Source organism: Undibacterium sp. TC4M20W (genome assembly GCF_049340245.1).
In the GTDB taxonomy this organism is placed as follows: Bacteria; Pseudomonadota; Gammaproteobacteria; order Burkholderiales; family Burkholderiaceae_D; genus Undibacterium.
In genome coordinates, this window is the sequence record NZ_JBMPPI010000002.1 from 51,997 (window position 1) to 65,542 (window position 13,546).

At 50.0% G+C, this 13,546-nt stretch carries 12 protein-coding genes; 5 read left to right on the top strand and 7 right to left on the bottom strand.

Annotated elements, in window-relative coordinates; translation table 11 throughout:
- Positions 1–30: 30 nt before the first annotated feature.
- From ACO0LL_RS02735 to ACO0LL_RS02745, 3 genes are all read right to left on the bottom strand, one after another.
- Positions 31–1,119: a tryptophan 7-halogenase gene (locus ACO0LL_RS02735; protein WP_422949368.1), complete on the bottom strand. Its 1,089-nt coding sequence runs from the start codon at positions 1,117–1,119 to the stop codon at positions 31–33.
- 2 nt (positions 1,120–1,121) lie between these two features.
- Entirely contained in the window at positions 1,122–4,073 is a 2,952-nt protein-coding gene (locus ACO0LL_RS02740) for a LodA/GoxA family CTQ-dependent oxidase (RefSeq protein ID WP_422949369.1), read from the bottom strand.
- A gap of 261 nt (positions 4,074–4,334) precedes the next feature.
- Positions 4,335–5,087: an NUDIX hydrolase gene (locus tag ACO0LL_RS02745; RefSeq protein WP_422949370.1), complete on the bottom strand. Its 753-nt coding sequence runs from the start codon at positions 5,085–5,087 to the stop codon at positions 4,335–4,337.
- Positions 5,088–5,244: 157 nt separating this feature from the next.
- Here ACO0LL_RS02745 and ACO0LL_RS02750 point away from each other — a divergent pair, with 157 nt between their 5' ends.
- From ACO0LL_RS02750 to ACO0LL_RS02760, 3 genes are all read left to right on the top strand, one after another.
- Positions 5,245–5,814: a 2OG-Fe(II) oxygenase gene (locus ACO0LL_RS02750; RefSeq protein ID WP_422949371.1), complete on the top strand. Its 570-nt coding sequence runs from the start codon at positions 5,245–5,247 to the stop codon at positions 5,812–5,814.
- Positions 5,814–6,386, top strand: coding sequence for a 2OG-Fe(II) oxygenase (locus ACO0LL_RS02755; RefSeq protein WP_422949372.1), 573 nt, complete (start codon positions 5,814–5,816; stop codon positions 6,384–6,386). The genes ACO0LL_RS02750 and ACO0LL_RS02755 overlap by 1 nt, the downstream gene beginning before the upstream one ends.
- 76 nt (positions 6,387–6,462) lie before the next feature.
- On the top strand, positions 6,463–7,695 hold the full coding sequence (locus tag ACO0LL_RS02760; protein ID WP_422949373.1) for a hypothetical protein: 1,233 nt from the start codon (positions 6,463–6,465) through the stop codon (positions 7,693–7,695).
- 43 nt (positions 7,696–7,738) lie between these two features.
- On the opposite strand, the gene ACO0LL_RS02765 is transcribed toward ACO0LL_RS02760, so the two are convergent.
- From ACO0LL_RS02765 to ACO0LL_RS02780, 4 genes are all read right to left on the bottom strand, one after another.
- Positions 7,739–8,815, bottom strand: coding sequence for a hypothetical protein (locus ACO0LL_RS02765; RefSeq protein WP_422949374.1), 1,077 nt, complete (start codon positions 8,813–8,815; stop codon positions 7,739–7,741).
- 133 nt (positions 8,816–8,948) lie between these two features.
- Positions 8,949–10,031, bottom strand: coding sequence for a hypothetical protein (locus ACO0LL_RS02770; protein WP_422949375.1), 1,083 nt, complete (start codon positions 10,029–10,031; stop codon positions 8,949–8,951).
- 83 nt (positions 10,032–10,114) lie between these two features.
- Positions 10,115–10,942, bottom strand: a complete 828-nt coding sequence (locus ACO0LL_RS02775; protein WP_422949376.1) for a sugar phosphate isomerase/epimerase family protein — start codon at positions 10,940–10,942, stop codon at positions 10,115–10,117.
- Between the two features lie 7 nt (positions 10,943–10,949).
- Positions 10,950–11,789: a phytanoyl-CoA dioxygenase family protein gene (locus ACO0LL_RS02780; RefSeq protein ID WP_422949377.1), complete on the bottom strand. Its 840-nt coding sequence runs from the start codon at positions 11,787–11,789 to the stop codon at positions 10,950–10,952.
- Between the two features lie 154 nt (positions 11,790–11,943).
- Here ACO0LL_RS02780 and ACO0LL_RS02785 point away from each other — a divergent pair, with 154 nt between their 5' ends.
- Both ACO0LL_RS02785 and ACO0LL_RS02790 read left to right on the top strand, forming a co-directional pair.
- Positions 11,944–12,873 carry a LysR family transcriptional regulator gene (locus ACO0LL_RS02785; protein WP_422949378.1) on the top strand — a complete coding sequence of 310 codons (930 nt, stop codon included), beginning with the start codon at positions 11,944–11,946 and terminating at the stop codon, positions 12,871–12,873.
- 9 nt (positions 12,874–12,882) lie between these two features.
- The gene (locus ACO0LL_RS02790; protein ID WP_422949379.1) at positions 12,883–13,542 is read left to right on the top strand and encodes a hypothetical protein; all 660 of its coding nucleotides are present in this window, start codon (positions 12,883–12,885) and stop codon (positions 13,540–13,542) included.
- Positions 13,543–13,546: the final 4 nt, after the last annotated feature.

Genomic DNA, 13,546 nt, shown 5'->3' on the forward strand with positions numbered 1-13,546 from the left:
CCCTGGCCTGGCAAACCAGGGGTAGTAAATTCAAGCAGCAAGCCGCCGCTGCCAAAATGCTTGATCTGCCCAGCGTTGTTCCTGCTGATACCAGACTTGCAGATGATTCACATAGGCTGCCTGTATGGAGCTTAGCTCAGCTATATAGCCAGCTCGCGCATCAGCATCATAATGCGACACCGCCTCCGCTGCTGCCAAGCCAGTATATAAGGCATTGAAAACACCCTGTGAAGACAGCGGATCAAAACTCAGCGCAGCATCACCGATGGCCAGCCAATTGGAACCGGCAAACTGTTCCAGCACTGCAGTATGGGCAGCACAATATCCATGCTGCTGTCCTGGCACAAAACCATATTCATCAAGACAGGCTGACAATTGCGGATTCTGACGCAGGCGCTGCAATAGCCCTTGCTGATGGTTGCAGGCTGCTGCTGGTAAATCAGCATCAGTGTAGAACGCCACAATGCGGCCTTGCCCTGGCAGGGATGAGCTATACCACCAGCCTCCTGCCTCCGCACTGATGTGACTTGAGCCTGCTGTATTGTCAGTGTCTCGGCCCACCAGCCAGCTGCACACCAGTTTATCCGTGGATTTGCGGGCTATGCCCAGTTGCCGCGTTAGTAGAGATTTTCTGCCGCTGGCATCGATCAGCATTCTGGTTTCAACCTGCACGGTCTTGCCCTGCACGGCAATGACAGCATCCCAATATTCCGGATTGCTTTTTGCCGGAGCAAAAGACAGCAGCTTGCTTTGCCTCAGCAAAGCTGCGCCACGTTCTTGCGCGACATCCTGCAGCCAGCAATCAAAACGGTGACGATCAAGATACCAGCCATGTCCATCGAGATTGCGCATGGCATCCTGCTCGGTCGCCAGATCACTGCCCCAGTGACTGATGTTCAGATGCGCAGCCTGATGACCTTGCTGCAAAAATGCTTCATACAAACCCATGTCAGCCAGCAGCTTACCGGCTGCGGCCGGCAGGGATTCACCTACGCGCATAGCTGCTGGCGGTGATGCTTCCAGCATGACTACCTTTTGAAACGGTGCCAGGTTCAGGGCAAAAGCAGAGCCCGCAGGCCCTGCCCCTAAGACCAATGCATCTATCTGCAACGTTCCCACGTCTAACGATGCAAACCACGCGGGAAGCGGCGTACTTTTTCTATCGTCATGATATCGACAGATTCAGCATTCGTCACTTCTGCCGCGCCTACCCTGGCATGCTCCTCATGTGCGACGTGCTGAGCATTTGGCGCAGGCATGTCGGCGATAGGTATGTGCTGGTCTTCCACCTCAAACTCCGCCGGAAAGTGCAGATGATCTGCCGGGCCGGGATGCACTTCAACGACACCGAGATGATCAAAATGATGAATCATATTATTGATCTGGTCGGTATAACTGGTGCTCCCCAGCGGGTTGATCCACGAGGCACGGTTGGCAAATGCAGCCAGCCTTTCACCCAGCGGTTTTTTCTCATCCATGACGACGGCATAGTTTTGCTTGGTCAGAACCTGGTTGGGCACGCGTGCTGGCCAGAAGCTCGGCACATAAGGGTCATACGACTTATCGTAACCGGAACGGCAGCTTGCCGTATCTGTCTGCCATGGCACAGCCATCCAACGGGTGATGCCGCCAGCCTGTTGTCCATACAAGGGGCCATTAGGTATGGTGACGCCATCGCTGGTGAGTATCTCGCCCAGACCAGGTGCGATCCAGCCATCGAGTGCGTGGGCAAAGCGGAAAGGTGCTATATACATGGTGCTGGCACGTACCGGCCAGGTCATTTCGCAACCTGGGTGGAAGGCATCAGCTAGGCAAAAATCCAGCGCTGCCTTTGTCAGGGTATCACCCTGCTGCTCCAGCGGCACCTGGTCTATGCGTTCAGCATGTTTGCGATCGGGGTCATAATCTTCTACAAAATTACCTTCTGCCCATTCCATCAACATGGCCAGCTGGGTGGCTGTCAGCGAGGCATTTTGTCTTGGTGTTTGCGCAGCAGGGATAGCCATGGCATCGCCATACAACCACGGCCAAGGCTTTGGTGACCAGGAATCGACTTCATAGTTGCGGAATTGATTGGCAATGGTGCGGCGCAATTCTACATAGGCGGTGTTATTGCTGGCCAGGCGTGACAAAGCATCTGCACTGGTGAGGTCGATGGCGCCCTTCCAGCCAAAGCCTGCATTGAAGCCAGCATTCACCCATTGCAAGCCATTCAGGCGCTCAAACAGGGGCAGAATATCGAAAGTAAAGCTGGGACGTTTAGGCTTGGGCAAGGTACCAGCAGTAATGGCGACATCGCGCATCAAGTCCCACATGGTACGCACTGATTTTCTTTGTGGCGCATAGTTGGGAGGGGCGACAACAACCCAGGACGGCTCTACCATCAATTCCAGTCCTTCATAGACAACCTTGGCGTTGATTGGGCCGTCAGAAGTATCATCATGCCAGCCTTCATTATTGGCAAAGGTGATGGCGCGGCTATTATCGTAGGAGGCGGATACACCATGCCCACCCAATACAATCAAACGACCTTGCTCATCGGTAAACGCCTCGCCCAGATATACAGGCTTGCCCATGAATTTGCCATCATCAAAACGCTGCGGCTTGCTTTTCTTGCCGCTGACTTTTCTTTGTTTGGGTGTGATCGACAACATGGTCCTGTCCGGCACTGCCGCATTGCGCAAGGTGGTTTGCGGCGCAGAGGCGGCTTCAGGGATATCCAGCGCCAGTTGGAAGCCATACCAGGCTGACTTGGTATTGGCCAGTTGCACTTGCCACTCTACTTTTGCATTGTCGGCATTGAGTTCCTTGACGATCTCGCCTTTGGCATTCACGCCATAGACGCGGAACCTGGCTCCCTGGCGCTTGAGTTTTTTGTGGGCATCGCGGTAGTAGCCAGGTGCTTCTGGTTTGGGATAAGGTACTTCTGGCCCCAAAAACCATTCCTTCTCACTGGTGCCTACACGCGCAACACCTATGGACGGGTAAATCACCGCCTTGACGATGCAAGTGTCCTTGAATACGGATTCTGCTTTTGCCTGCGCTACTGCGTGAAAGGGGCAGCCCGCAGTTGGGGAACGCGGCTCACGGGGGTCTTGCAGGCTCTGTCCATTGGCTTCATGCCTGGCATCTGCACCTGCTGCATAGACGACTTTGCGCGCTTCAGCGATGGAACCTACCGGCGCCTGTGCTTGTGGAACGCGCCAGATATTGAAGGCCAGGCCCTGACCATATTCAGACTGTCCACGCACACTGATATCCTGCTGCGGCAAGATCAAGGTGGCGACATGGATGAAGGGGCTTTCAGATTCCGGCCATTCCACCGTTGCCTCATCCAGCGGCATGGTCTTGGGATTGGTACGCAGTTGTACCATGAAGCGGAACTGGTATTCACGCTTGGCCAAACGGTTGCACATATCGACTGCCAGATAATCGCGCTCATCATTCGGCACATTCTCTGGCGGAGTGACAGGCTCCAGACGGTATTTGACGTATTCTTTTTTCCCGGCCTGGAAAGGCAGAATGGCCCAGTAAGTCGTGGTCAGGGTACTGCCCTCGACCTTTTCCATCTGGTCCAGTATTTTTGCAGTCTTGGGATGTTTTTTCAGGTAGCCGGGGTAATCCTGCGCAACCACACCAGCATAAGTGAACTCCACCATCTCCTTGGCATTATCGACAAAGAAGACCGGGAAGTTTTGCATGATGAAGTCAGCCGTGTCGCCACCATCACCCAGCGCCTTAGGACCGGGCACGCCAAACAGTTTGATACCTATGCCCAAAGTCGAATACAGGTCAGGTGAAGTTGGCGTGGTGTCACTGGAAAACCTGACCCAGGCATCCAGGCTCTCATGCGCAAAAACACCGACCTTGAGTTTGGCCGGTATTTTCTTTTCCATGACCAGCCTGGCGCTGGCAACCCCATGCAATTTGCGGAACACCGCACGCTCCGCCGGACGCTGGCCCAGCCTGATGCGGTTTCCCTGTGCTATCCCAACGAACATCTCGGTCAGACGCTCAGGTGCCTGATTGGCCTGGTCAAAACATGGCGGAATGGGGTCTTGATCTTTGCTCATACACTGTCTCCCTTTTTGTACTGAATGCGCAATTGCCAGCTTTAGTTTTGGCTGGTGCGCATTGTTGATGCGGACATTTGCCGGACGCGCGCAGCAAGGCGAGTCCGGCAAACATGAATATCAGGAATGCAGGATGATTATTTGATAATATTGAATTTTCGTCAAGTTTAGTTGGCCGCGAATGTGCACTTTTGACAAAACTTGACGATGTTGGTTTGGGGCATTAACTCAAAATGCCCCAAACTAAAGATGGAGGAAAAACTATTTCGCCCCGACCTCACCCGTCATCAGGCGATTGAAATAGACCGTACCCTGCCCTTTGCGCAAGCCATACAGTTGCGCAGGACGATTGCTACCCAAACGCCACTTGCCCGGCAATTCTTCGAGGAAGTCACCTTCACGGATGCGCTTGCGAAACGCGCTCTTATCGACCAGTCGCCCCAGCAAGACCTGGTACACACGCTGCAGCTCAGACAGCGTGAATTCTTCCGGCAACAAATGGGCAGGAAGGGAAGTGTATTCCACCTTGTTGCGCAGGCGCTGGACAGCAATATCCAAAATCTGCGAATGATCAAAGGCCAGCTTGGGCAAACCTTCGTCCGATTCAACCGGGCACCAGCGTACCGCATCAGCATTGCCGCCGTGACTGAGTGTGATACGGTCAGAAGAAATCAGGGCAAAGTAAGCAAAGGTAGTGGACCAACCACGCGGATCACGGTTGCGGCTACCAAAACCCTGCAATTGCTCAAGATAAGGCGCCTCAACCCCGGTTTTTTCCTTGAGTTTGCGCAGGGCGGCACCATCCAGGTCGATATCATTGTGAACATCAATAAAACCGCCAGGCAAACTCCACTGCCCCTTGCAGGGATGATCACCACGTTTGACCAGCAAGACTTGCAGAGCCTGGTCTCTGATCGTGAAAATCACCAGATCCACACTCGTCAAAGGCACATCATAGTCATGGATATTGTAATTGAGCAGAAATTCTTTTTCGCTTTGTTTAGCAGTCGCCATGCTTTTACCTCTGAGTATTCAATACTGCGATTGTAAGCGATAGCTGGATTTAGTACAAATCCGTCACTAAGTTCGTAAATATTTAAAACTAACTTAGTTGAAATTTACAACAAAGTATCTTATATTACAGTCAGGACGAAACAAAACCGAGAACGATATGGAACTCAATAACTACGGTGCAGGCGTATTTGGCATCAAAAACTTTATCACTGAAGAAGAATGCGAACGCATGATATTTACCAGTGAACAAATGGGCTATGAAGAAGCCATGATACAGACTGGCACAGGCATGCGCATGTATAAAGATGTGCGTAATAATGACCGTGTTATCTTTGATGACAAAGTCCTGGCAGCTGCCATATTTGAAAGAGCAAAACTGTTCCTGCCTGCAGAATTGAAGGAATGGACTTTGCTGGGCCTGAATGAACGCTTTCGCTTTTACCGGTATGAAGAAGGTCAATACTTCAAATGGCATAAGGATGGCAATTATGCCCGCAACGAAGATGAGGTCAGCTTTTTGACTCTGCTGATTTATCTGAATGGTGACTACACTGGCGGCAGCACATCCTTTCGCTGGGAAACTATACAGCCAGAAAAAGGCATGGCACTGGTTTTCCCGCATATGATGTTGCACCAGGGTGCCCCTGTCGAAAGCGGCGTCAAATATGTCTTGCGCACGGATGTCATGTACCGCAAGGGTGCGGCTACAAATGTACCTGCAGCATAATGGTGGTCAGTCTCATGGAAGTGCATGACCATGGCTCGGGCGTGCATAGCATCAAAGGCTTTTTGACTGAAGAAGAATGCAGGCGCATGATAGCTTGCAGCGAGCAAATGCAGTATGAAAAAGCTGCTATACAGGTCAAAACTTGGATAAGCGGGAAAGATCAGGTACGCAATAATGACCGCATCATTTTCGACGACGCCACGCTTGCAGCGTCGATTTTTGAACGCGCCCGCATGGTGTTGCCAGCGCAATTAAAGGAATGGACTTTGTCAGGTCTGAATGAGCGCTTCCGTTTTTATCGCTATCAAGCTGGCCAGTATTTCAAATGGCATCATGATCTCAATTTCAAAAGATCAGAAACCGAAAGCAGCTTCTTTACCTTGCTGATTTACCTGAATGCCGATTATGCAGGCGGCCATACTGCATTCCGCTTTGCCGACATCAAACCTGAACCTGGCATGGCGCTGCTTTTCCCTCACTTGATACCGCATCAGGGCACTGCTATCGATGCGGGCATTAAATATGTCTTGCGTACCGATGTCATGTACAAGAAGATGGCAGAATGCCATTAAGAGGATAGGCGCAATAGGTTGCGTCGGATAAAACCTCCGTGGATATCTACCGTTTTATACCAGGAGTTTGCCAGGCATGATCGTCAGTCAATTCAAACCAGGTTTTCTAGCCTTGTTACTTGTCTTTACCCACTTATGCGCGCAAGCAGGCAGCGACGACGTGGCAAAAGCAAATACCAGCAGACTGAAACAATTGAAAGTAGCAGAGCTAGCGCTGCAAGAGGCTGCCACCAAGACTTATCGCGACGACAAGGCAAAACGACTGGTGCTTAATTCGAAATATATGTCGCTGGGATTGCATCGCTCCCTGGCTGGCGATCTCGATGGCGCGGTCGCAGCATTCAATCAGATGCCAGTGGACGACATACCTGCCACCAAAGAAGAATTCGATAGCATCAGCAATGCCAAAGCCGAAGACGCTATTGCTGCCATAGTCCGAGAAGCCAGAAAGACACAAGTAGTCATTTTGAATGAAGCGCATCATGTCCCCATGCACAGGGCATTTGCGATGAAACTGGCACGGGAATTAAAGAAAGCAGGTTACACCTACCTGGCCTGTGAAGCCTTCTATATGTACGACGACTTCCCTTTGCAAAAACAATACGTCAGCGAAAAGGCGGGTATTTTAACTAAAGAAGCCACATATGCTAATTTCTTGCGAGATGCCATGCACGATCAATGGAAGTTTGTCAGCTACGAGTCAGTTAATGGGCCACGTGAATCAGGCATGGCGAAGAACCTGGTACAAAAAATCTTCAGGCAAGACCCCAAGGCAAAAGTCTTCATCTATGTAGGCTATAGTCACGCCTATGAATTTCCGGTAGCAGAGACTGATGATGACAAATCCAAAATGGCAGCGCAATTAAAAAGGCTGACGGGTATCAATCCATTGACGATAGACCAGACGGCCATGTATGAGCATGTTGATTCAAAACGACAAAGCAATTTATACAAAGCTGCACTTGCCAGGATGGCGCAGGAGAAGCCTTTTGTCCTCAAATCTGGCGAGCAGCAATATCTGAAACTGGGCATCAATAACAAGCTCGTCGATATGCAAATCATTTACCCTGCATATTCCACCAGCCCCGTCACTGGCAGAGCCAGCTGGCTGACTACACTGGCGGGTTTTACACCCAGGGATATTCCAAAAGAATTACTACCCACTACAGGACAGCGCCTGATCTATGCCTTTCACAAGCAAGAGCCAGCAGATGGCATGCCAGCTGATGTAGTGATGGTGCAAGCAGGTAAAACGCCGCCTAAATTGATGCTGCCACCGGGCGAGTTCCGGTTTGCTTTTGAAGATTAAATGGGCTCAGGATGACAAGCTGCATCAAGATTTTTTCTTATAGTTACGGATTGCCAGGTCCTGTCCCCCTGAGATCAAACTGATACAGACCAAACAAGCCTTGGCGAACTTTCACGGTCAAGGCTTCATCGATATTCTTGCTGCACCAGTATTTTCTGGCATGGTAAGGATATTCAACCACAGGAAGATTCTTGTCTTCAGGCAGCAAATTGAGGCAACTTGCATCACGGTGGTATCTGGCTTCCAGCAAAGGGCCGCCCACCATTTGATTAATGCGAATACCTCCTACATAGCTGGTAACGCCAAACACCAGCCCGCTCAGGATAGCCAGACCAATGACATTGCTAAGCGGTATGAATTCGTGCTTGCTTGCCTTGAACATTAAGCCTAACAGCACGACCGCAAAAGTCGCGCCAAAAACAATATGTGGCAAAAAGTAATGGAAGTTAAAGAAGGCATATTCTTCATATTGCAGCATCGTATCGACGAAGCTGTAGGCGATCAAAATTGCAATCCCAAACAATAATTTTTTTGTTGCAGGATGTTTCGTCAAATCGAAATTTGCTTCTACAAGCTGACTATTGGCCGGGTATTTTTCCAGAATTTTTAATTCACGAAAAACTGCCAACAAGTCTGGGACTGCGTTCCCACTATTCACATTACTGCCTGTATTTTGCAAATGCCAATCTTTAAGCCTGATATTCAGGAAACTTGCGCCAGATTGGGGGCGTAACTGAATAAGCTGAAAACGCTCAACATAAGTTGCATCTTTGAGTTCTGTCCAAGCTATATCTTTTTCAAGAAAGCCAAGGATTGCCCATTTACTCTTTGGCGGAAGTTTTAAACGCACACCCGCATCGTCTATGTACAAACTGGCGGAGCGATAAAAAAATTTTGCAACATCATCAAAGGCGATCACTGCTATAAGAACAAGGACAGCAGTCGGAGGAAATGACACATCTGCCAGAATACGAATGAGCATCTCCGGTTTTAGCAAATTCTGATACAACATCCAAATAAAAAATGCGATAAAAGGAAACAATAACAGTGTGCCAAATAACAAACGCTTGACCCAGGTATGTTTATCTTGCTTCTGGACGAATACATAACTAGCAGGCATGGTTGATATATTGTTCTATCGTTGAAGATTTACATTCGAATCAGTTCTTTCCGTCTATGATGGCACAGACACTGGCCTCAGTAGTACAGATTTCAAGAGCAGGCATTTGCTGCACAACCAATGGCAGCCAGCATCAGGATTTTTGTTTGTAGTCACGAATTGCCTTTGTCTGCTCTCGTAAATCAAATTGATAAGAGTTAAACAAACCTTTGCGCACCCTGACGGTCTGGACTTCATCAATGCCCCTGCTGCACCAATAATCCGTGGTCATTTCGGTATATTCAACCACTGGAAGACTTTTATCTTCCGGCAGTAATTTCAGACATTTTTCATCTCGATGGTATTTGGCTTCCAGCAAGGGGCCACCTGCAAGTTGATTAATGCGTACACCTCCAACATAACTGGCGATACCAAATGTTATCGCGGCCATCATCGCCAGCGCAGCGACAATACCCGGGGGAATATAATCCCGCACCCTGGCCTTGAGTAACAAACCAGCCACAATCGCCGCAGCAGACATGGCTGCCAATTCATGTGGGCCGGGCTTGAAAAAAGCATAGCCTTCGTGTTGCAGCATGCTATCCAGGAAGCTGTATATCACCAGGCCGCCCATCAGCAGTAACAATTTTTTTGTTGCAGGGTGTTTCATCAAATCAAAGGTGGCTGCATCAAAACTGTTATCTTTGGTAAAAGATTCAAAGACTTCCAACTCACGAAACAGCCTGATCAAATCAGGTTCAGCATTCCTGATGTGGGGCGTGGTATCCGGCTGTTGTAACTGCCATTCTTTTACTCTGATACTCATGGGTTGCTTTGTCGGTGTTGAGCGCAAATGAATGAGCTCGAAACTTGCCAGATAGGTGACACTTTTCACGTCAGCCCAGAGAATTTTTCTTTCAAGGAATTTCATTATTGCCGAACCGTGACCAGGCAGTTGCTCCAGTCGCACACCAGAACTATCCACAATTAATCTGGCGGTACGAAAAAAATTCTGTATAGCAAAATGGAAGACAAAACCTAAGGGAATGGCCACTAAAGAAATTAGTGATTGTGCAGCTATCTTCTTGTAATCTCCGAGCTTTACCAGATCCCAATATTTGAGCCCAAAAAGCCCAGCGAACAGGCTCAATGTAAGCGTGGATAGCAACAGCAATAATATCCAGGAATATTGACTTTTCTTCCAGGTGAACACATAAGTTTCGGGCACAGTTTTCATCATATCCAGAGGCAGGATTCGGCATGCAAAATTAGCTTCAGGCACGCATGATGTCACAGATAGATACTTGCCACAACTTCAATTCATTTTTGATATCGCGAACGCAATAACTGCAGCATCGCCATATTCAATTCCCAGGCATCTGATACGACCTGGTTTGTATAAGGCAGGCTCTGTGTGTAGGGCGATGGCCCAAACTCTGGCGTCAATGTGATCTGCTGTTTGCCTGACGCGCGTTGTTGGCTGATGATAGCGTCCCACCAGGACAAATGCTGCTGCAAGGCCGCTGCATGTTCAGGTGCGCGGAAGTCATTGACTTGCGGCCCCTGGCTATGGCCGACGCGGGCATGGATGTGGCGCACATGCGGGAATACTTTTTCCAGTATATGCGCCTGGTCTTCGAGCAGGGATTCACAGGCACAACACCAGTGTGAGAGGTCTGCATTGAGTTGCAATTGTGGGCGCTGCTCCAAATAGGGTAAGAGCAACATGGGATGGCCACTGAAGCGGCTGCGATGGATTTCGTGGACGATGGCGATACCGGTTTCGGCAGCTATCTCGTCAGCCAGATTCAGCAATTCATTGTTTTGCGCCTGGGTGTAAAAGTCTTTGCCGGTATGGGTGTTCACGAATAAGGGTTTTGCGTCGCAGGCATTGCGTAGCAAGTCATTCAGCGCTTGCTTGTGCGCGGCAAAATCGCTGTGAAAAACAGTTTCCCATTGTTGGGCGATGAGTTTCAGGCCTGCGTTGGCAATTGCACTTGTCCACGCATCGCGTTCAGCCACATCCATGGGCAAAGACATTTCTATGCCATCAAAACCAGCTTCAAGCACCTTACAAATAAACACTTCACGGCTTAGGTGCGCGCTGCCCCAGTGCGGGGCGAAAATCAATACTTCAGAATTCATCATGAGCTACTCAGACAAAACCACGGACAGGGAAACTGGCATCGCGCTGTATCCAGTTTTGTGGCGAATAATTGGTCGTTCCATTGGTCACATGCAGGGTGTAGGCATGGCGTGAAACTGCCGAGCGATTCGGTGCGCTGTAATGCGGCAGCAAGCCGTGGAAGCACACCAGGCTGCCTGCCTTGACTTCCAGCGGGATGGCCGTGCTGTCATCTGGCCATGGCATGCTGTCGAGCTTTTCTACTCGTACCTGATCGCCTTCACGCACGAAGCGTTCGCGCATGGGTGTGCGGTGACCGCCCGGTTCTGCCCACATGCAGCCATTTTCCAGTGTCGCATCTTCGAGTGCAAACCAGAAGGTGGTCACGCTAACCGGATCAGTTTCAAAATACGTTGCATCCTGATGCCAGCGCACTTCACCACCTATGCCAGGCTGCTTGAAGATGTACATGGACTGGTAAATCTGTGGCAGTTGCAGACCTAATTGCTCAGCTACTTTTGCCAAAGCAGTACCGCGCGAAAATGCGCTGAAGACAGGATCAAGATCATGTATCGCATGACCTATCTTGTTGATGGACAGTGACTTGGCCTGACGCAGATTACCTTGTTCATCGAAGGCTTCTTCTTCAAAAAAACAACTGATGTTATTGGCAGAATTGAGGAAGTAATGATCGACCTTCTTTTCCTGCTCCTTGGTCGTGAAGATGGATTTGGAAGAAGCCGGGTCAAACTCATCAACGATTTTGGCTGCACGCTCACGCAGGGCAGCGATTTCATTGGCATTCTTGAAATTGGGGACGACGACGTAACCATCTTGCTGAAATTGCTGGATTTGTTGTGCGTTGAGCATGCTGACTCCTGGCTGTGAATGCGTGGGAAGCAAAAGACAATCACCTATCTTGACGCTTTTGCTTGATCTGCATCAAGTGTAGCGAATTTCATTTGTTGCGCACAATACCCACAATGATTGACAGATTGTATTCAATCTATAGACAATGGCTTTCATGGACCAACTAAAAGCAATGGAAATCTTTGTCGAAGTGGCAAGGCAGCGCAGTTTTAGCGCGGCCGGACGCCACCTGGGTATCAGCCGCGCCGTGGTCAGCAAGCACATCATGCAACTTGAAGCTGAACTGGGCGCACGGCTGCTACACAGATCGACCCGTGAAGTCAGCCTGACCGAGTTGGGACAGGCCTACATGGAACCTTGCAGCGCCAGTGTAGAACATGCAAGGCAGGCGCGGCTGATGGTCAGTCAGGCGGGCAATGAGCTGGCCGGTGGCATACGCATACAGGCACCGAATAGCTTTGGCAGCGATTGGCTGGCAGATGCCCTCGCCCGTTTTACCCTGCTGCATCCCATGCTGCAGCCGACCTTGCATGTCGATGACAATCTGCTGGACCCGTTCAAGCATGGCTTTGACCTCAGCATACGGGTTGGTGGCATACCCGACAGCCCCGGCTTGCATGCGCGCAAGCTGGCGCCCTGTCGCGGCCTGCTGTGTGCCAGCCCGGCTTATCTGGCAGAGCATGGCATGCCAGCACACCCTACAGAATTGAACCGGCACCGCTGCCTGCACTTCAGCCATCTTACTCAGGGCAATACCTGGCATTTTGAACGTGATGGTGAAACCCTGGCGGTCGATATCACACCCGGCTTTGCCTCCAACAATGGCAAGGTCTTGCACCAGGCCGCCCTGCGCGGGCTGGGGATAGTCTATGACACGACTTTTCTTGCATGGCGTGATTTGATCGAAGGTAATCTGGTCACAGTTTTGCCAGGGTGGGCCTTGCCTTTGAATGACTTCACCGCGCTTTATCCCGCTACCCGCAAAGTCAGCCCCAAGGTGCGGGCACTGATTGATTTTCTGGTGGAAGAGTATCAACCTGTGCCGGAATGGGATAAGGCCTTGCTGGCTGCCGGGCTCTTGTAAAATAGAGTATTGATCAAAAAAATTCGCTATATGGAATCAGGCTACTGGAAGCTCGTGCAATGGAAAAAGATACCAGTTTACGCACATTGGACTATCCTGCTTTGGTTTCCCTGGGTTTTGATACAGGGAATGAAGCTGGTCTGGCTACTCCCTGGCTTCCTGGCATTCGTCACGATACTGCTCTTCCATGAATTTGGTCATGCGATTGCTGCAAGATATACGGACACCAAAGTTTATGCCATCAAGTTATTCCTGATGCATGGTGAATGCACGCATGAGACGCCGTATTACGAATCAGAGGATATTTTAATTGCCTGGGGCGGCGTGTTTGGGCAGTTGTTGCTCCTGGTACTGGCTGTTGTAGCGCAATATCTGTTGTTCTATTTCTCACCTATGTGGATGTATCAATTGTCCCCGGTGTTCGATGTGCTGACCAAAACCAATCTGATTATCATCGCCTTCAATTTAATCCCGGTGAAGCCTTTGGATGGTGTCATCGCATGGCGGATCATCCCTTTCGTTTTACTGAAATTCCGTACGAGGAAAGTGGGTACCTTGTCCAGATTTGCCAAACGTCAGCAACCATCTGAAAATAAAACTGAAAAGCAAACAGAAGAGCAAAATGCAGACAAGATAGCCAAAGATTTATTTGACCGGCTTAAAAAGTAAGCCG

Bases quoted from the DNA above. Each gene is read 5' to 3' on its own strand.
- ACO0LL_RS02740 (WP_422949369.1), bottom strand. From the start codon at position 4,073: ATGAGCAAAGATCAAGACCCCATTCCGCCATGTTTTGACCAGGCCAAT.
- ACO0LL_RS02745 (WP_422949370.1), bottom strand. From the start codon at position 5,087: ATGGCGACTGCTAAACAAAGCGAAAAAGAATTTCTGCTCAATTACAAT.
- ACO0LL_RS02750 (WP_422949371.1), top strand. From the start codon at position 5,245: ATGGAACTCAATAACTACGGTGCAGGCGTATTTGGCATCAAAAACTTT.
- ACO0LL_RS02755 (WP_422949372.1), top strand. From the start codon at position 5,814: ATGGTGGTCAGTCTCATGGAAGTGCATGACCATGGCTCGGGCGTGCAT.
- ACO0LL_RS02760 (WP_422949373.1), top strand. From the start codon at position 6,463: ATGATCGTCAGTCAATTCAAACCAGGTTTTCTAGCCTTGTTACTTGTC.
- ACO0LL_RS02765 (WP_422949374.1), bottom strand. From the start codon at position 8,815: ATGCCTGCTAGTTATGTATTCGTCCAGAAGCAAGATAAACATACCTGG.
- ACO0LL_RS02770 (WP_422949375.1), bottom strand. From the start codon at position 10,031: ATGAAAACTGTGCCCGAAACTTATGTGTTCACCTGGAAGAAAAGTCAA.
- ACO0LL_RS02775 (WP_422949376.1), bottom strand. From the start codon at position 10,942: ATGATGAATTCTGAAGTATTGATTTTCGCCCCGCACTGGGGCAGCGCG.
- ACO0LL_RS02780 (WP_422949377.1), bottom strand. From the start codon at position 11,789: ATGCTCAACGCACAACAAATCCAGCAATTTCAGCAAGATGGTTACGTC.
- ACO0LL_RS02785 (WP_422949378.1), top strand. From the start codon at position 11,944: ATGGACCAACTAAAAGCAATGGAAATCTTTGTCGAAGTGGCAAGGCAG.